The sequence below is a fragment of the Microtetraspora fusca genome (genome assembly GCF_001570365.1).
Taxonomy (GTDB): domain Bacteria; phylum Actinomycetota; class Actinomycetes; order Streptosporangiales; family Streptosporangiaceae; genus Microtetraspora; species Microtetraspora fusca.
Genome location: NZ_BBYK01000042.1, coordinates 298241 through 315390 on the forward strand (window position 1 = coordinate 298241; position 17150 = coordinate 315390).

Annotated in this window: 13 protein-coding genes; 7 read left to right on the forward strand and 6 right to left on the reverse strand. The window is 72.4% G+C overall.

Annotated elements, in window-relative coordinates:
* Positions 1-1866, forward strand: coding sequence for an ABC transporter ATP-binding protein (locus tag AWQ68_RS10555; protein ID WP_157545097.1), 1866 nt, complete (start codon positions 1-3; stop codon positions 1864-1866).
* A gap of 385 nt (positions 1867-2251) precedes the next feature.
* Here the strand turns inward: AWQ68_RS10555 and AWQ68_RS10560 are convergent, their stop codons facing one another.
* Both AWQ68_RS10560 and AWQ68_RS10565 read right to left on the reverse strand, forming a co-directional pair.
* Positions 2252-2929, reverse strand: coding sequence for a response regulator (locus AWQ68_RS10560; RefSeq protein ID WP_066938398.1), 678 nt, complete (start codon positions 2927-2929; stop codon positions 2252-2254).
* A gap of 4 nt (positions 2930-2933) precedes the next feature.
* Positions 2934-4349 (reverse strand): sensor histidine kinase, encoded by a 1416-nt coding sequence (locus AWQ68_RS10565; protein ID WP_066938401.1) that lies wholly within the window; start codon positions 4347-4349, stop codon positions 2934-2936.
* A gap of 462 nt (positions 4350-4811) precedes the next feature.
* Here AWQ68_RS10565 and AWQ68_RS10570 point away from each other — a divergent pair, with 462 nt between their 5' ends.
* Both AWQ68_RS10570 and AWQ68_RS10575 read left to right on the forward strand, forming a co-directional pair.
* Positions 4812-5591 (forward strand): ABC transporter ATP-binding protein, encoded by a 780-nt coding sequence (locus AWQ68_RS10570; protein WP_218006830.1) that lies wholly within the window; start codon positions 4812-4814, stop codon positions 5589-5591.
* Positions 5592-5906: 315 nt separating this feature from the next.
* Positions 5907-8354 carry an ABC transporter permease gene (locus AWQ68_RS10575; RefSeq protein ID WP_218006831.1) on the forward strand — a complete coding sequence of 816 codons (2448 nt, stop codon included), beginning with the start codon at positions 5907-5909 and terminating at the stop codon, positions 8352-8354.
* 52 nt (positions 8355-8406) lie between these two features.
* Here AWQ68_RS10575 and AWQ68_RS10580 read toward each other — a convergent pair whose 3' ends face one another.
* On the reverse strand, positions 8407-10452 hold the full coding sequence (locus AWQ68_RS10580; protein ID WP_066938407.1) for a S9 family peptidase: 2046 nt from the start codon (positions 10450-10452) through the stop codon (positions 8407-8409).
* A 31-nt stretch (positions 10453-10483) separates the two neighbouring features.
* Here AWQ68_RS10580 and mshB point away from each other — a divergent pair, with 31 nt between their 5' ends.
* From mshB to AWQ68_RS10595, 3 genes are read left to right on the forward strand one after another with little or no spacing between them, the layout of a single operon-like run.
* Positions 10484-11389, forward strand: coding sequence for an N-acetyl-1-D-myo-inositol-2-amino-2-deoxy-alpha-D-glucopyranoside deacetylase (gene mshB / locus AWQ68_RS10585; protein WP_066938409.1), 906 nt, complete (start codon positions 10484-10486; stop codon positions 11387-11389).
* The gene (locus AWQ68_RS10590) at positions 11373-11786 is read left to right on the forward strand and encodes a DUF6113 family protein (protein ID WP_066938412.1); all 414 of its coding nucleotides are present in this window, start codon (positions 11373-11375) and stop codon (positions 11784-11786) included. The genes mshB and AWQ68_RS10590 overlap by 17 nt, the downstream gene beginning before the upstream one ends.
* Positions 11787-11819: 33 nt before the next feature.
* Positions 11820-12242 (forward strand): hypothetical protein, encoded by a 423-nt coding sequence (locus AWQ68_RS10595; protein ID WP_066938415.1) that lies wholly within the window; start codon positions 11820-11822, stop codon positions 12240-12242.
* Here AWQ68_RS10595 and AWQ68_RS10600 read toward each other — a convergent pair.
* A complete protein-coding gene (locus AWQ68_RS10600) occupies positions 12239-12844 on the reverse strand; it encodes a TetR/AcrR family transcriptional regulator (protein WP_066938419.1) in 606 nt (201 codons plus the stop codon). The two genes, AWQ68_RS10595 and AWQ68_RS10600, sit on opposite strands and share 4 nt — an antisense overlap.
* A 74-nt stretch (positions 12845-12918) precedes the next feature.
* Between AWQ68_RS10600 and AWQ68_RS10605 the strand changes: the two genes are divergently transcribed.
* Complete coding sequence (locus AWQ68_RS10605; protein ID WP_066938421.1) at positions 12919-14406, forward strand: FAD-dependent monooxygenase; 1488 nt, start codon at positions 12919-12921, stop codon at positions 14404-14406.
* 28 nt (positions 14407-14434) lie between these two features.
* On the opposite strand, the gene AWQ68_RS10610 is transcribed toward AWQ68_RS10605, so the two are convergent.
* A complete protein-coding gene (locus tag AWQ68_RS10610; protein WP_066938424.1) occupies positions 14435-15139 on the reverse strand; it encodes a cysteine--tRNA ligase in 705 nt (234 codons plus the stop codon).
* Between the two features lie 129 nt (positions 15140-15268).
* Complete coding sequence (locus AWQ68_RS10615) at positions 15269-17113, reverse strand: sigma factor-like helix-turn-helix DNA-binding protein (RefSeq protein WP_066938427.1); 1845 nt, start codon at positions 17111-17113, stop codon at positions 15269-15271.
* Positions 17114-17150 lie beyond the last annotated feature (37 nt).

Genomic DNA, 17150 nt, shown 5'->3' on the forward strand with positions numbered 1-17150 from the left:
ATGGCACGTGAGATCCTGCCGGTCGCCGATGAGGCGCAGGTACGCGCCTACGCGCGGCGGCTCACGCTGAAGTACCCGCGCGAGCTCGGGCTCGCCCTGGGGTTGCACGCGCTGGCCGCGGCGTCGGGCCTGGCCGCTCCACGGCTGCTCGGCGAGCTGGTCCAGGCCGTCGCCGACCGCGACTCCGGTATCAACGTGGACACGCTGGCCCTGGCCATCGCCGGGTTCGTGGTCGTGCAGGCCGTCCTGGTCAGGTTCGCCGTCTACACCTCGTCCCGGCTGGGTGAGAAGGTGCTCGCCGAGCTGCGGGAGGAGTTCGTCGACAAGATCCTCGCCCTGCCGCTGTCCACTGTCGAGCGAGCCGGCTCCGGCGACCTCCTCACCCGTACCTCCCGGGACGTGGACGCCCTTTCGCGCAGCGTGCGGCACGCGGTGCCCGAGACGCTGATCGCGATCGTCACCGGCTTCTTCGTGGTGGGCGCGGTCCTCGTGCTCGACCCCATCCTGGCGGTGCCCTCGCTGCTGGCCGTTCCGGTGCTGTGGATCGCCACCCGGTGGTACCTCAAGCGCGCCAGAGACGGCTACCTCCGGGAGAACGCCGCGTACGCGGAGATGACCGAAGGTCTCGCCGAGACCGTGGACGGAGCGCGGACGGTGGAGGCCCTGGGCCTGCGCGAGCGCCGCCACCGCAGGACCGACGGCGACATCGCCCGGTCCTGGAAGGCCGAGCGCTACACCCTCGGCCTGCGCATGGTGTGGTTCCCGGCGGTCGAGTTCGGCTACGTCATCCCGGTCGTGGCCACCCTGCTCATCGGCGGGCTGTTCGCCACCAAGGGGTGGGTCTCGCTGGCCCACGTCACCGCGGCGACCCTCTACGTCCAGCAGCTCATCGACCCGCTGGACCGGCTGCTGTCCTGGGTGGACGAGCTCCAGGTCGGCGGCGCGTCGCTGGCGCGGCTGCTCGGCGTGGCGGCCGTCAAGGAGGATCGCGTGGTCGGCTCCGCGCGTCCTCAGGGAGAGGAGCTCCGGGCGTCCGACGTGCGCTACTCCTACCGCGACGGTCGCGACGTGCTGCACGGCATCGACCTGGAAGTCCGGCCTGGCGAACGGCTCGCCATGGTCGGTCCCTCCGGCGCGGGCAAGTCCACCCTGGGCCGGTTGCTCGCGGGCATTCACGGCCCGCGCACCGGTTCCGTCGCCGTGGGTGGCGTGCCGCTGGTGGAGCTTCCGCTGGACGACCTGCGCGGTCACGTGGCCCTGGTCACCCAGGAGCATCACGTCTTCCGAGGCACGCTGCGCGACAACGTGCTCATCGCGCGTCCCGACGCCTCGGACGACGACGTCCGGCGCGCCCTCGCGGCGGTGGACGCCTGGGAGTGGGTCGAGCAGCTCGACCAGGGGCTGGACACCGCGGTCGGCTCCGGTCGCACCGCGATCTCCCCGGCGCAGGCGCAGCAGCTCGCGCTCGCCCGTCTCGTGCTGGCCGATCCGCACACGCTGGTGCTCGACGAGGCCACCTCGCTGATCGACCCGCGCGCCGCCCGCGACCTGGAGCGCTCGCTCGCGGCCGTCCTGGAGGGGCGGACCGTGATCGCGATCGCGCACCGGCTCTACACGGCGCACGACGCCGACCGGGTGGCCGTCGTCGAGGATGGCCGGATCAGCGAGCTGGGTTCGCACGACGAGCTGGTCGCGGCGGGCGGTGCCTACGCCGCGCTGTGGCGGAGCTGGCACGGCGGTCCCGGGCACGCGGACGCGGAAAGGTCGGGCGACGGCGGCCTGACTGAGGAGACGCTGGAGCTTCTCGACCCGGAGGACCCGGATCCGGAGAGTCCCGACGCACAGGGCGTCCCGCTTGGGGCGTGACCGTCAGGCGGCCGTCGTCGGCACCCTTAGGTGAGCGTCTCGCTTGGGACGTGAGGCGTCGTGTGGCGGCCGCACCGGGCGTGCCTTGGCAGTTCGACTTCGGCTGTGACCGTCAGGTGGCCGTTACGCGGGTCACCCCTTTGGAGCTGGGTTGTCGTGCGGCTGCGGTGTAGGGGGCGCCAGGGCGTGAGGGGGCCGGGCGGCTGTCGGGCGGGGCAGCCGGTTGCTGGCGCACGTGCAGGGCGGCCCTCCGCACAGAGCTGTGGGCGTACCGCTTCCGTCACGGCCGCCGAGAGGACCCGGTGCCCCTACAGACGCGCGGCAGCGGGTCGCGTGAACGTCGGCGACCGGCCGGGGTTCACGAGCCGGCGGGCGACGCGGGGGATCATTCGGCGGAGCAGATCCCGTTCTCCCAGGCCCAGGCGGCGACCTCCACACGGTTGCGTACCGCGAGCTTGCGCTGCACGTTCGCCAGGTGGGTCTTGATCGTGGCCACCGTGACGTACAGCTCCGCGGCTAGCTCCTCGTTCGTGCGGCCGCGGGCCACAAGGCGGACGACGTCGAGTTCGCGCTGGGTGAGCGGATCGATGAGCCCGCCTGGGGTACCGCCGGAGCGACCACTGGTGCGGGTCGGCTGGAGGGCCATGTGCGCGAGCAGGCGAACGGTCACCGAGGGGGAGATCAGCGAGTTTCCCGCCGCCGCGGCGCGTACCGCCTCGACCAGCAGGGCGGGTGATCCATCCTTGAGGAGGAAGCCGCAGGCACCGTTGCGCAGCGCGGTGTAGACGTACTCGTCGAGATCGAAGGTGGTCGCGATGAGGACGTTCAACGGGTCGGAGATGTCGGGCCCGGCGAGCAGCCGGGTGGCTTCCAAACCGTCCAGTTCGGGCATCCGGATGTCGAGGACGCAGACGTCGGGACGGAGCGCGCGGGCCGCTTCGACGGCGGCGGCACCGTCGGCCGCCTCGGCGACGACCCGCATGTCCGGCTGCGAGTCGAGGATCATCCGGAAAGCCGATCGCACCATCTGCTGATCGTCTGCGAGGAGCAGCCGGATCGTCATGCCGTCATGATTCCAGGCCCGCCCTCCGGCCGTTCTCGGAGGGGTGGCCGGTCAGGGGAAGCTCGGCCAGCACCAGCCAGCCGATGCCCTCCTGCGGGCCCGCCGTGATCCGTCCGCCGGCCTTCTCGACCCGTTCGGCCAGCCCCACCAGGCCGAACCCTCCACCGGTCGCCCTGTCAGAGGAGGCGGATCGCCGGCCGGGCTCTGTGAGCCACGCCCTGGTTCCGGGCCATCGCGTACGGGACCGTCGGCCGGGCCAGGTGAAACGGTCATGAAGTCGCGCGTCGCGACACTCAGGGCCGCGCTCCTCAAGGTCCGGGCCGTCAAGGTCGCGTTTCACCGGGCACGGGTCGGGTGGGCCCACGTCAGGGTCCATGCGCCCGGTCCCGTCGCCAGAGCCGTCCGTACGGCAGGCCGGCCCGGCGGGGGCCGCGCCGTCGTCGCTTACCGACACCTCCAGCCAGCCGGGGACGCCGGGGAGCGGGCGGGCATGGATGGTGACGCGGGTCGCCGTCGGGGCGTGCTTGCGGACGTTCGTCAGGGACTCCTGGACGACGCGGTGCGCCAGATCGACGATCACCGGCGGGACGTACCGGACGGACAGGGCCGGGTCCACGGTGGTGGTGGCGGGCGGTCCCGCGGTTGAGAAGGCGGCGGCGGTCTCGGAGAGCATCGCCGGAAGGCTCCGAGCCGGGCGGACGGGGGCGGGTGTGCCGTCGCGCAGGACTGAGACGACGCCGCGCATCGAGTCGAGGGCCTGCTCACCCGCGGACTCGATGCCCGCCAGCATCCGGTCCAGCTTCTCCGGATCCCCGATCAGATCGGCGCCGACGAACCGCACGGCCTTGGTCTGGGTGACGATCGCGGAGACGTGATGGGCGACGAAATCGTGCAGGTCCCGGGCGTACTCCAGACGCTGCTCCTGGCGGATCGCCGCGTGCTCCCTCGCGCGCAGCAGGTCACGCAGCCGCAGGAGCAGACCGAGCATGATCATCAGCGGCAGGCAGCAGAGGAGCACGGACTCGATCAGCGTCAGGTGAATGTATTCCGAGGGTCGGATCCGTAGGGGAAGCGCCATGACAGCGAGGGACGACCCGGCCGTCAGGGCCGCGGCCTGGAGTGGGGGTGACCGCCGGGCAGCGCGTGCGACGAGCAGCAACAGCGCGAAAAGCTCCGTCATGCCCGGCGTGTGTTCCGGCCGTCGCGTCGCCCACGTACTCGCCAGCGAAAACAGGAAGGACGCGGTGACGGCGACGGCGGTGAGGGAGGGGGACCGGGTCGGAGGCGCGGCCAACGCGGCTACGCACAGCGCCCCGCAGATGACCACGCCCGCCGTCGTCGGTGCGAAACCCGTGTCGAGCCCCTCGGCGAGCAACAGCGCGGCCACCCCGGCGGTGAGCACCGCACCGAGTGCCTGCACCGCGCGAGAACGGGCTCGAAAAACGCGAATCACAGCAGGTCACGCTATATCAGGGGAAAACGCGGCCACCTCCGCCATTCGGCTGAGTGGGCGTCGCCGACGACTCGGTCATCCGGTGGATCCGCCGCCCGGCCTCGGCGTCAGATGATCGACCCACCCCCGGAAAGTCGCGCCCCCTGACAGGCACGCCCATAACACGTCCGGCCCCTGATGTACGTCCGTTCACAGATCCGTCTGACAGATGCCACGACGCGCGCCGCGCAGCCGCGCATCGTCAAGGCGGACGCGCGGTGAACTCGCACCGGTCCGCGCTGTGCACCCCGTGCCGGCCGGGCCGGCCGTCTGCGGTTCGTGCTGTGTGCGGCCCGGCCTGCCGTCGTCCCGACGCCGACGTGCCGGGCCTGCGAGCCGGCTGACGGGTGGGGGAGCCGTGTGACCGGAACGATGAGAGTGAGCCCTCCGATGCCCCAGACGCACCACAGAACGAACGCCGCGCCGCCCTGTTCGGTCGTCGCCATGGCCGAGGACCTGACCAAGGTCTACGGAGAGGGCGAGAGCCGCGTCGTCGCGTTGGCGGGGGTGTCCGCCCGCTTCCTTGAGGGGGAGTTCACCGCGATCATGGGGCCGTCGGGCTCGGGGAAGTCCACATTCATGCACTGCCTGGCCGGACTGGACACCCCGACCTCCGGCACGGCGCGTATCGCTGACACGGACCTCGGCCCGCTCGACGACGCCCGACTGACCCGGCTGCGGCGCGAGCGCGTGGGGTTCGTCTTCCAAGCCTTCAACCTGCTGCCCACGCTCACGGCTTTGGAGAACATCACCCTGCCGTCCGCGCTCGCGGGACGATCCCCCGACCCCGAATGGCTGCGGCACCTGGTCGAGACGATGGGGATCGCGGATCGCCTCGACCACCGTCCCGCCCAGTTGTCGGGAGGCCAGCAGCAGCGGGTCGCGTGCGCCCGGGCCCTGGCCTCCCGCCCTGCGGTCGTCTTCGCCGACGAGCCCACCGGCAACCTCGACTCGCGTTCGGGGGCGGAGGTCCTGTCCCTGCTGCGGTCCTCCGCCCGAGACCTCGGCCAGACGATCGTTATGGTCACCCACGACCCGGTCGCCGCGGCATACGCCGACCGCGCCCTGTTCCTGGCCGACGGCCGCATCGTCCATGAGATGCCGGAGCCGACGGCGGCGGGCGTGCTCGACCTGATGAAGCGGTTCGACGGCCGGACACCGACGCCCTGACGAGCCTCCGACCGCCGCCGCGCTGTCGGCCCTCGCCTGCTCGCCGACAGGTCACCCGGTCGTCAGCGTTCCCGGCCGTCTTCGCGCCCCGAGCCCGCCGCGGTCCGCCGTACCGGCTGTCCTCGCCTCCCAAGCTCGGCGTCCTGCGCGTCCGCGTCCTCGATCGGCGGCCCGGCAAGGATCCCGTGCCGCCGTCCGCATTCTCCGTCACCGCCCCCCCGCGGACCGCCCATGTCCGCCCCGGCTCCGTACTGAAAGACGCCGATGTTTCGCACCGCTGTCCGTACGCTGCGCTCGCATGCGCTCCATTTCGCGATGTCCGGCCTCGCCGTCCTGCTCGGCGTGGCGTTCGTCGTCGGCTCGCTGATCTACACCCAGTCGCTCGAAGCGGCCATGGCCGAGGCGCGGGCCGCGTCCCGGCCGGACCTTTCCGTGGAGGTCCGGCACGACTTCTCCCCGTCGTCGGACTCAGCCCGCCTCGACGAGGCCCTCCTGCGGCGGCTCGCCGCGCTGCCCGAGGTCGCGGCGGCGCGGGGCGCGGCGGAGGGCCGGTCCTTCCTCGTCGGCTCGGACGGCACGCTGGTCGGCTCCCTCGTAGACGCCGCCGGCGTCAACTACGTCCCGGGCAAGGGAGGCACGGACCCGCGCTACCCGCTCACGGCCGGACGCCGACCTCGCGGCGACGGCGAGATCGCGGTCGACGCGCACTCCGCGGAACGCGCCGGATACCGGGTCGGAGAGCGGGTGCGGATCGTCGTCAACGGCACCGCCCGCGCCGTCCGGCTGGTCGGCGTCTTCGACGCGCGCGACGAGCGACTGGCCGCCGACGGCACCCTCACCGCGTTCGACACCGCCACCGCGCAGCGGCAGTTCGCGAACGCCCCGGGCACGTACACGTCGATCAGCCTGACCGCGGCTCCCGGAACCTCGGAGACCCGCCTCGCCCAGCGGGCCCAGGCGCTGCTGCCGCCCGGCCTGGAGGCCGTCACCCGGGCGCGCCTGGACGCCGAGGCCGTTCCCGGTGAAAAGAAGCTGACGATGCTGCTGCTGAGCTTCGCCGGGGTCGCGCTCTTCGTGTCCACCTTCCTGATCGCGAACACCTTCACCATGCTGAGCGCGGCCCGCGCCCGCGAGCACGCCATCCTGCGCGCGATCGGCGCCACCAGGTCGTACGTCACGCGCCTCGTCCTGGCCGAGGCGGTGCTCGTGGGGGTGCTCGCGTCGGCCGCCGGCTACGCGCTGGGCGTCGGCGTCGCCGCCGTCTTGAACGCCCTGTTCGGCGCGACCGGAGACGTCCCCACGCCGCTGCGTCCCTTCACGGCCGGCCCGCCGCTCGCCGCGCTCGCCGTCGGCGTGGGCGTGACCGCGCTGTCGGCCTACATCCCGGCCAGGCGGGGGGCGGCCGTACCGCCTGTGGCGGCCCTGCGCGCGGAGCGGCCCGCCGCCGTCCACGCGTCCCACCGGCGCACGGTCGCCGGTCTGGTCGTCACCGGGCTCGGGGCGGCGCTGACCCTCGTCGCCATGGACGCCGAGGACCTCTTCTTCGCCGCCGTTCCGGTCCTCCTGGTCGGTCTCATCATGGTGACCTCCTGGCTGGCCGAGAGGACCGCCAGGCTGCTGCGTTCGCCCCTGACGCGGCTGGCCGGCGTCCGCGGCACGCTCGCCGTCGAGAACGCCCGCCGCAACCCGAGGCGTACTGCGGCGACCGCCACCGCGCTCATGATCGGCCTGGCGCTGGTCTGCGTCGTGACCGTGATCGCCTCCTCGCTGAGCAGGACGGCCGAGCGGGACGCCGAAAGCTCGATGCTGACCGATCTGCGCGTCGTCCCGGTCGACTTCGCCGAGATCGGCGACGACGCCGCCGGGCGCGTCGCGGCGCTCCCCGGGGCGGCGGCGGTGACCCCGCTCGTCGACACCTCCATCCGGCTTACCGACGACGGCTTCGTCTCGGCGGTCGCGGTCGATCCGGGCGCGATGGCGCGCCTCGCCCTTCTCGACGTACGGCAGGGCTCCCTGGACGGACTGGCCCATGGGATCGCGGTCAGCGAGCAGGCGGCCGCCGCTCACGGCTGGAGCGTCGGCTCGCGCGTCACGGGCACGTTCGTCCAGGCGGACAGGAAGGTGGACCTGCCGGTCGTCGCGGTCTACTCCGGCCCGGAGGCGCTCACCCCTGCCCTGATCTCCACGGCCTCCCTTCCCGAAGCCAGTGGGGCCGTAGGTCGTCCGTCCGTCGGCTCGATCCTGATCAAGGCCGAGCCCGGCCGTACGGCACGGCTCCAGCAGGACATCCGGCGCACACTGGCCAATCCAGCGCTCCTCGTCCAGAACCGGGACGACGTGGTGAAGGAGGCGGTCCGCCCGTTTGCCCCGTTTCTGGCCATCATGTACGCCCTGCTCAGCGTCACGGTCCTGATCGGCGCCCTGGGCGTGATCAACACGATGAGCATGGCCGTCTTCGAGCGGGTCAGGGAGATCGGCGTCCTGCGCGCCGTCGGCCTGGACCGGCGGGGAGTCAGGGCCGTCCTGCGGTGGGAAGCGGCGGTGATCTCGCTGCTGGGTGCCGTGCTCGGCCTCGTCGCCGGCACCCTCGTCGGAGCGGCCGTGGTCGCCGGGCACGACGGCGCGCTGCTCGTCATGCCGTGGGACCGGCTGGCCCTGCTCTTCGCCGCGACCCTCGCGATCGGCGTGCTCGCCTCGACGCCGCCAGGGCGCAGGGCCGCCCGGATCCCGGTGCTGCGCGCACTCCGGTCGGACATCGAGTGATATGTCCCGGGGTGCCTCCCGGTGAAATCGGGGAGGCACCCCGGGATGCGTCTTAACCCAGAGCCCGCTTGAGGAAGTCGAGCTGGAGGAGCAGCAGGTTCTCCGCGACGACCTCCTGCGGTGTCATGTGCGTCACCCCGGACAGCGGCAGCACCATGTGCGGGCGTCCGGCGGCGAGCAGCGCCGAGGACAGCCGCAGTGTGTGCGCGGCCACGACGTTGTCGTCCGCGAGGCCGTGGACGAGCAGCAGCGGCCGCTCCAGCTTCTCCGCGTCGGCGAGCAGCGACGACCCGTCGTAGTGCCCCTCGTCCGGGTGGCCGAGGTACCGCTCGGTGTAGCACGTGTCGTACAGCCGCCACTCCGTCACCGGAGCGCCCGCGACCGCCGCGTGGAACACGTCAGGACGCCGGAGCACGGCCAGCGCGGCGAGATAGCCGCCGAACGACCAGCCGCGGATGCCCACCCGTGACAGGTCGAGGTCGTACTGCTGCGCCGCGCCGTGCAGCGCCTCGACCTGGTCGTCGAGCGTGATGGTGAAGTCGTGCAGCAGCTCGCGCTCGAAGGCCGGGCCGCGGCCGGGAGTGCCCCTGCCGTCGGCGACGATCACCGCGAAGCCCTGCTCGGCCCACCACTGGGACTCCAGGAACATCCGGCCGGAGGCGAGTACCCGCTGCGCGCCGGGCCCGCCGTACGGGTCCATGAGGACGGGCAGCTTGCCGCCGCCCGGCTCGTACCAGGAGGGGAGCAGCACGGCCGTGGCCAGGTTGCGCTTGCCGGTCGGGACGAACGTGACGCGCAGGTCGAGTCCGGGCCGGGCGGCGTGGGAGTCGATGTGGCCGCGCAGCCGTCCCTCACGGAAGACCCGGGTGACGGAGGTCTGGCCCTCCAGGGTGGAGCCGATGACCAGCGTCGTCCCGCCGGCCGCCGTGCCGCTGTAGACGCCCGGCTCCTCGGGGCTCACGTGCGCGAGGACGCCGCCGGTGCAGGTCCAGACCTGCACCTCGGTGGGGTCGGCGCTCGCCTGGAACAGGATGGTGTCGCCGTCCACGGCCAGCACCGAGCGCACCTGCAGGGTCGGGGGCGTGACCGGCCGGTCGCCGACGATGAGGCGCCGCCCGCCCTCGGAGTCGGCCACCCACACCAGGGTGCCGTCGGAGAGCCGGGCCGGGACGCCGGCGACGACCTCCACCCAGGCCGGGTCCATGTCCTCGCGCACCAGCGCGGGCGCGGACGCCGGGTCCTCCGTCGTGAAGAGCCGCATGGCCTTCTGGTCGCGCGGCATCGTGACGATCGCCAGGCCGTGGTCGTCCCACACCGCCGTGACCAGGTACTCGTCCTCGTACGGCACCGGGGTGCGTGAGCCGTCCAAGCCGAAGACGTACAGCTCCGTGCCGGCGTTGGGCGTGCCCGCCGCCGGATAGGCCACGGTCACCGGATCGGACGCCGGGTTCGCCGGGTCGGCGATGTGCCAGCGCATGACCGGGGACTCGTCCACCCGCTCGACCAGCAGCGCGTCGCCCGACGGCGACCACCAGTAGCCGCGCATCCGGTCCATCTCCTCGGACGCGATGAACTCGGCCAGGCCGTACGTGACGCCCTCCTCGGCGGCGACCGCGACGTCCTCGTCCGTCTCCAGGTCGCGCACCCGCAGCACGCCCCCGGTCACGTACGCGACACGGGTGCCCTGCGGGTTCAGCCGCGGGTCGATGATCGGCCCCGGCGTCTCCAGACGGCGTACGTCGCCGGAGGCGAGATCGACGAGGTGAAGCGCGCCGGAGAGGGCGAAGACGGCCTTCTCGACCGCGGAGTCGGTGGCATAGGCCACCACGCCGCCCGCCGCCTCCCGGGCCCGCTCGCGGCGGGCGCGCTCCTCCGGCGGCAGGTCCTCGTCGGCGGCGCCGAGGCCCATGGGGTCCACGACGAGCCGCTCCGCGCCGGACGCGACGTCGAACTCCCACAGACACGTCACCGGATCGGTGCCGGACCTCGACCGGAGGAAGATCACCCGGCCGCCGTCGGGAGAGATCGTGAAGCCGCGCGGGACACCCAGGGTGAAGCGCCTGGTCCGGGCAAACAGCCGGGGAAAGCTCTCAGTCATAGCTCCCCATCCTGCCAGCTAGGCTCGAAGCATGACTGATCGGCGATTGCTGCTCGTACACGCTCATCCCGACGACGAGTCGATCGGCACGGGGGCCACCATGGCGAAGTACGCGGCCGAGGGCGCCCATGTCACGCTGGTGACCTGCACGCTGGGCGAGGAGGGCGAGGTCATCCCGCCGGATCTCGCGCACCTGGCCGCCGATCGGTCCGACACCCTCGGACAGCACCGCATCGGCGAGTTGGAGTCGGCCTGCCGGGCGCTCGGCGTCGCCGATCATCGCTTCCTCGGCGGCCCCGGCCGCTGGCGCGACTCGGGCATGATGGGCGCCCCCACCAACGAGCGCCCCGACTGCTTCTGGCGGGCCGATCTCGACGAGGCGGCGGGTGAGCTGGTCGCCGTGATCCGCGAGGTCAGGCCACAGGTGCTCGTCACCTACGATGAGAACGGCTTCTACGGCCACCCCGACCACATCCAGGCGCACCGCGTGGCCATGCGTGCGGTCGAGCTTGCCGCCGATCCGGGTCATCCGGGCGGCGAGCCGTGGCGGGTCGCCAAGTTCTACTACACCGCCATGCCCAGGTCGGTCATGAAGCGCGCCGCCGACGCGCTGCGCGAGGCCGACGTGACGTTCTTCGAGGAGGACGTGGACGCCCTGCCCTTCGGCTGCACGGACGAGGAGGTGACCACGGAGATCGACGCCCGCGCCCATGTCACCGCCAAGCTCGACGCGATGCGCGCGCACGCGACGCAGATCGCGGTCGACGCCCCGTGGTTCGCGCTGTCCAACAACATCGGCCAGGCGGCGCTCGGCGTCGAGCACTTCATCCTCCACTCCGGCACTCCTGGCCGGCCCGGCGTCGGCGCGCCGTACGAGGCCGGGGGCATCGGCGAGCCGTACAACCGCGAGGACGATCTCTTTGCAGGCATCGACTAGTCACCCGGAGACCGGCAGGGAGCCGGTCGAGTCCCCGGTCGTCACCGGCGCGGCCTACGGCATGCTCTTCGTGCTCGGGGTCGTCCTCGGCGTGGTCGGCGGCTTCGAGCACGCCTGGTACGTCGGAGACGTGCCGGTCGCGGCGATCGCGTGGCTGGCCGTCCTGTTCGCCGTCCCGTTCGCGATGGGGCGGCTTCTCGGCGGCAAGCTGGGGGCCGTGCTGCCCGCGGCCGGCTGGATGCTCGTCTCCTTCTTCCTGGCGGAGAAGCAGGCCGCGGGAGACCTGGTCATCGCGGGGAACTCCGCCGGATACTGGTATCTCTACGGCGGCGTGGCGGCCTTCGTGGTCGCGATCCTGATCGCGCCGTCACGGGGGTCGTGGCTCCTCAGGCGCTGACCAGCTCGTACGGATGGCGGTGAGCGGGACGGCATGAGATGGCACCGGGTCCGGCAGGTCGTCAACGTCGTCAACCTCTCCACCCCGGCCGGCCTGCTGATCGCGCGGATCGGCGGCGCCACCCCGCGTAAGGGGGAGAACGGCCTGATCTTCGCGCACGGCTACCGCATCCCGTTCCCTGTCGCCGGGGCGTTCACGGTCGGCAACGTGATCCTCACCAAGAACGCGGACGGCTACCTCGTCGGCGAGCTGCTCGACCACGAGTCCCGGCACGCCACGCAGTACGTGCTCTGCGCCGGGCTGCCGATGCTGCCGCTCTATCTGCTCGCGGCCGCGGTGTCGCTGCTGATCTGCGGCGACCCCGCCTCGTACAACGTGTTCGAACGGCTGGCGGTCCTGGAGGACGGCGGCTACGCCCGGCGGCGCCCCTGGTGGCGCCGAGCCCGTGACACCTAGATCAGAGCCCGCTCCAGCGCGTCGAAGGAGCGATTGAGCAGGACGATGTGGTCGTCGCGGATCTTCTCCGGACGATCGCCGTCGAGCAGCCGCCGGAAGCTGATCGCGTACGTCGAGCGGACGGCGGCGACGACGAGCGCCGCGGACACCCGTGACCAGGGGCCCTTGGCCTCGACCTCCTCGAACAGCTTCGCGAGCAGGTCCTCGACCTCGTCGCCGAACTCCCTGACCCGTGCCCGCAGGGCGGGAGAGTCCACCACGACGCGCAAGAAATGCTCGTATCCCTCGCCGATCCCTCCCAAGGGGTGGCCCTCGCGCACGAGGCGCACGGCGGTTCGGCGCAGTGCGGTCAGCGGCTCCATGCCCGCCGGACGCTCCCGGACCGTCCGGGCGATCAGGTCGGTGGCCTGCGGGATCCGATCGAGGAAGAGGTCCTCCTTCCGCGGAAAGTAGTTGAAGACCGTCTTCGTGGACACCCCGGCGGCCTCGGCGACCTCGGCGACGGTGACCGCGTCGAACCCGCGCTGCATGAAGAGCCAGGACGCCGTGTCCGAGATGTGCTGCCGCGTCTCCTGCTTTTTCCGCTCCCGCAAACCGCTCATGCGCAAAAGTATAGTTGAAGAAAACTTTTAGCGAGAGTATGTTTCTAGCGACGGCAACGATCGAGGAGGAGCACATGCGGTACGACGCGGACGTCGTGGTGGCCGGGGGCGGGCCGGTGGGGCTGATGCTGGCATGTGAGCTGCGGCTCGCTGGAGCGTCGGTCACCGTGCTCGAACGGCTGACCGCGATCGACCCCACCATCAAGGCCGGATCGCTCACGGTCCCCACTGTGGCGGCGCTCCACCGGCGGGGTCTGCTGTCGCAGTTGGAGGAGGCACAGCGGCACAACCTGCAGGGGTTCGCGCCGCGTGCGAAGGCGGGGCCGAAGTTCATCGGGCACTTCGGCGGAATCATGCTCACCTCCGAGCATCTCGACCCGTCGCGTGACGCCGGGGAGCACGGCCCGGCGGCCGGCATCACCGTCGTCGCCCAGCAGCAGGTGGAGGCGATCCTCGCCGAACGGGCCGCGGAGATCGGGGTGGACGTACGCCGCGGTGTCGAGGTGACCGGCATCGCCCCCGACGACGACGGCGTCACGGTGACCACCGATCAGGGGCCGGTCCGCGGCCGGTGGCTGGTCGGCTGCGACGGGGGGAGAAGCACCGTAAGGAAGCTCGCCGGGTTCGACTTCCCGGGCACCGAGCCGGAGATCACGGCCTACCAGGCCATGGCCGAGATGGAAGGCACCGAGGCCCTGGCGATGGGCTGGCACGCCACCTCGACCGGCGTTTACGCGTACGGCCCGCACCCGCGCCGCATCCTCGTCGCGGAGTTCGGCGGCACGCCCGCCGACCGCGACGCACCCGTGACCGCCGCGGAGCTGGAAGCGTCGATCAGGCGCGTCACCGGAGTGGACGTCGTGGTCACCGCGGTCGACAGCGTGACCCGGTTCACCGACAACACACGCCAGGCGAGCACGTACCGGCGCGGGCGGGTGCTGCTGGCCGGGGACGCCGCCCACGTCCACCCGCCCTTCGGCGGGCAGGGGCTCAACCTGGGCATGGGGGACGCGGTCAACCTGGGGTGGAAGCTCGCCGCGGTGATCCGGGGCCATGCTCCGGACGGCCTGCTGGACACCTACACCACCGAGCGGCACCGCGTCGGCGCCTGGGTGCTCGACTGGACCCGCGCCCAGATCGCCATCATGCGGCCCGACCCGCACGCCAGGGCGCTCCGGCAGGTCATGACCGATCTGGCCGGTACGACCGACGGCACGACGTACCTCGCCGGCAGGCTTTCCGGAGTCTGGCAGCGCCTCGACATCCCGGGTGACCATCCGCTGGTGGGCACGAACGCGCCCGACCTCGAACTGGCCGACGGCTCCCGGCTTGCCGACCACATGCACGACGGCCGGGCCCTGCTGCTCGACCCGTCCGGCGAGTTGAGCGTCGCCGCCCATGGATACGACGACCGGCTGAAGGTGGTCGACGGGCCGCTCGGCCTGCTCGTCCGGCCCGACGGGATCGTCGCCTGGGCGGGCGACGCCGGTGCCGAGCCGTACGGGCTGGACAAGGCCCTGTCGACCTGGCTCGGCGCCCCCCGCTCATCGGCTGCCGCGTAGGCCCGCCCGGCCGGAGCCGTACGGCGGGTCAGACCTTCCCGATGTCCGAGGACAGGTCGAGCCCCAGGACGTGGTCGAGATGCAGGAACGTCTCGAAGCGCGCCCCCGGAGCCACCGAGTCGTCGGTCTCCAGCTCGCGCACCAGCCGCAGCGCGCGCGGCGTGTCGAGGTCGTCGTCGAGCGCCTCACGGACCGCGGCGGCCCGGTCGGCGGCGATCGGCGCGCTCGGCGACTCCGCCCAGCGGGCGACCCGCCCCCGCCAGCGCCGCACCGTCCGGTCGGCCGAGCGCAGCAGCTCCCAGGTCAGGTTCACCGGTTCGCGGTAGTGGTGCTCCAGGAGCGCGAGTCGTACGGCCAGCGGGTCGAGCCCGGACGCCTCCACCTCGGCGAGCAGCGAGCCCGCCGCCTCGCCTCCCTCGAACAGCAGCGGCCCGCCCACCACCCGGTGCCGGCCGTCCGGGCCGCCGTCGCCGAACACCAGATCCACCGGCTCCCCGGCGTACGGCAGCGGTGAGAACGGATGGACGTTGAGCGCGAGCGGCGCGGCGAGCTCGCGCGCGGCGCCGAGGGCGAGCACCCGCAGGCCCTGCCGCTCGGCCAGCCGCCGCACCAGGTCGGGCAGCAGGTACGCCAAGGGGTCCGGTGACGCGGGGACGTGTATCCGCAGCGCCCGCGCCCCGGCCGGGACGACCTGTTCGACGCTGTTCCGCAGGGTGTCGTGGAGCCGCAACATGCTCCGAGCCTAGGCCGTGTCCGGCACGCCGTGCCCTGCCGCGCGGCCCGGATGGCGTCGCCCACCCGCGATCAGCGGGGGCGAACATGATCGGTCGCTCGCCGCGATCGTGCTCGATGCTCCGGGGCCTCAGGAGTCGAGAAAACCGAGGATGTCCCGGTCGCCACGCTCCCGCAGCCGGGCCATGACCTCGTCGCGGGCCGCGCCTTCCGGCAGGCCGATGCGCGCCCCGATGAGCCGCAGGCCCTCGGCCTCGGAGGCCACCGGAGCGGTGTAGCCGATCAGGTGCAGCGCCCGGTTGAGCGGGGCCAGGCCGGGTGCGACGGCCGGAAGGAAGCGGGTCAGCAACTCGCCGCCGTCGGAGACCGTCAGGAAGACGTGGTCGCCCTCCGACGCGTTGTATCCCGCGAGCACCGGCCGGATGGACCCCATCGTCGGCTGGTTGTGCCAGCTGATCACCACGTCCCCGGACGGGGTGGATGCGGTGAGCTGGCCGCCGGGGGCCATCCCGAGGTGCGCGGCGAACCCGGTCGGCAGCGGCGACCCCGAGCCGCGCAGGTGCTCGGGGTTGACGTCCACCCGGTGCCACCAGCGGCCGTCCCTGCTGCGGAAGCAGCGGCGGGTCATCGACACGTCCCGGCGCGGCTGGTACGGCTCGGCCTGCTCCTGGCCCGCCACCCGGATCCAGCCCCGCTGCGTGCGCTCGAACCCCGGTCCTCCCGCGTACGCGCGGACGGAGCTCTCGCTCACCTCGTACCGGGAGGTGAGGTTGTTGACGATTGTGCTGACCGACGCCTCGCCACCCGCCCGCTCGATCTCGCGGGTGATCATCTCGCGGATGCCGAGGTACTCCTCGCCGCCCCAGCGGCGCAGGCCGTACTTGTTGCGGTCGAGGCGCAGGAACCGGTCGTCCGCGGTGAGCTGGTTGCGGATGCCGACCAGGCTGTAGTCCTCGCCGATCCGAGCCTGGATCTCCTCCGGCGACAGCGCGGTGCCGGCGACGGCCAGCACGGCCTCGGCCTTGTCGTTGACGCTGCGCGGCCACGGGACCACGTGCCCCTCCAGCACGCGCAGGTGCGGCACGGCGGCGAGCCAGCGCTCGGCGACGTCCTCGCGTACGCCGAGCTGGGCGGTGAGGGACACCGCCTCGGCGACCGGGCGCGGGCCGTCGGCGAAGAGCTGCCGCGTCTTCTCCCGTAGCTCGTCGGCGCCTCCGGCGACCAGCCAGCCGTCCACCTGGTCGTAGCCGCTGAGCAGCGTGCGCAGGAACCGCCAGGCGGGGATCCCCAGCGTGGCCAGTTCGGCGCGGTGCCACGGCACCGCCGCCGCCAGATCGTCGGCCGGTACGGCGGAGCCGAGACGGCCGCGGAGCCAGTTCAGGTGCGCGGTCAACGGGGCGGCGTCGGGCGAGGCGAGCCACGACTCGACGTGGTCGCGCAGGTCGCGCTCTATCTGCCGGATGCGCTCGCGGGTCACCGAGAACCGCTGGGCCAGCTCGTCCAGCGTCACCCGCTGCTCGGCGTAGAGCCGGTCCCTTGCGATCGCGCGCTGCCGGTCGTCGAGCTTGGCGAAGACCTCGTCGATGATCTCGGGAATGGGGCGCTCGGGCAGCGCGGGCGCGACCGGGGCGCCGGGCTCCTCCTCGATCGGCTCGGTCTCCAGGAGCTTGCCGATGACGTCGGCGAAAAGGTTCTGTACCGCGTCGCGCGGGCCGGGTGTCTGCAGGCTCTCCTGCGGGTTGGTGAACCTCAGCAGCGGCAGGATGTCCCCGAGCGCCAGGTGCCCCCAGCACGCCGTGGTGAGATCGACCAGCCGGGAGACGACCCGTTCGATCCCCACCGCCGCACACGCCCGATCGAGGGGAATCGCCTGCCACCACGCGTCTGGGAGACCGGGGTCGCTCGCGATCGGCTCGACCTGACTGGGGGCGGTCCAGCGCAGAGGAGGCACGATGTCGCTCAGGCTAAGGTTCATGCAGGTCCAACCGGCAAGGGGAATATATCCGCAGTTC

Bases quoted from the DNA above. Each gene is read 5' to 3' on its own strand.
- AWQ68_RS10600 (WP_066938419.1), bottom strand. From the start codon at position 12,844: ATGAGCGGTTTGCGGGAGCGGAAAAAGCAGGAGACGCGGCAGCACATC.
- AWQ68_RS10610 (WP_066938424.1), bottom strand. From the start codon at position 15,139: ATGTTGCGGCTCCACGACACCCTGCGGAACAGCGTCGAACAGGTCGTC.
- AWQ68_RS10575 (WP_218006831.1), top strand. From the start codon at position 5,907: ATGTCCGGCCTCGCCGTCCTGCTCGGCGTGGCGTTCGTCGTCGGCTCG.
- AWQ68_RS10580 (WP_066938407.1), bottom strand. From the start codon at position 10,452: ATGACTGAGAGCTTTCCCCGGCTGTTTGCCCGGACCAGGCGCTTCACC.
- AWQ68_RS10555 (WP_157545097.1), top strand. From the start codon at position 1: ATGGCACGTGAGATCCTGCCGGTCGCCGATGAGGCGCAGGTACGCGCC.
- AWQ68_RS10615 (WP_066938427.1), bottom strand. From the start codon at position 17,113: ATGAACCTTAGCCTGAGCGACATCGTGCCTCCTCTGCGCTGGACCGCC.
- AWQ68_RS10560 (WP_066938398.1), bottom strand. From the start codon at position 2,929: ATGACGATCCGGCTGCTCCTCGCAGACGATCAGCAGATGGTGCGATCG.
- mshB (WP_066938409.1), top strand. From the start codon at position 10,484: ATGACTGATCGGCGATTGCTGCTCGTACACGCTCATCCCGACGACGAG.
- AWQ68_RS10595 (WP_066938415.1), top strand. From the start codon at position 11,820: ATGAGATGGCACCGGGTCCGGCAGGTCGTCAACGTCGTCAACCTCTCC.
- AWQ68_RS10605 (WP_066938421.1), top strand. From the start codon at position 12,919: ATGCGGTACGACGCGGACGTCGTGGTGGCCGGGGGCGGGCCGGTGGGG.
- AWQ68_RS10570 (WP_218006830.1), top strand. From the start codon at position 4,812: ATGCCCCAGACGCACCACAGAACGAACGCCGCGCCGCCCTGTTCGGTC.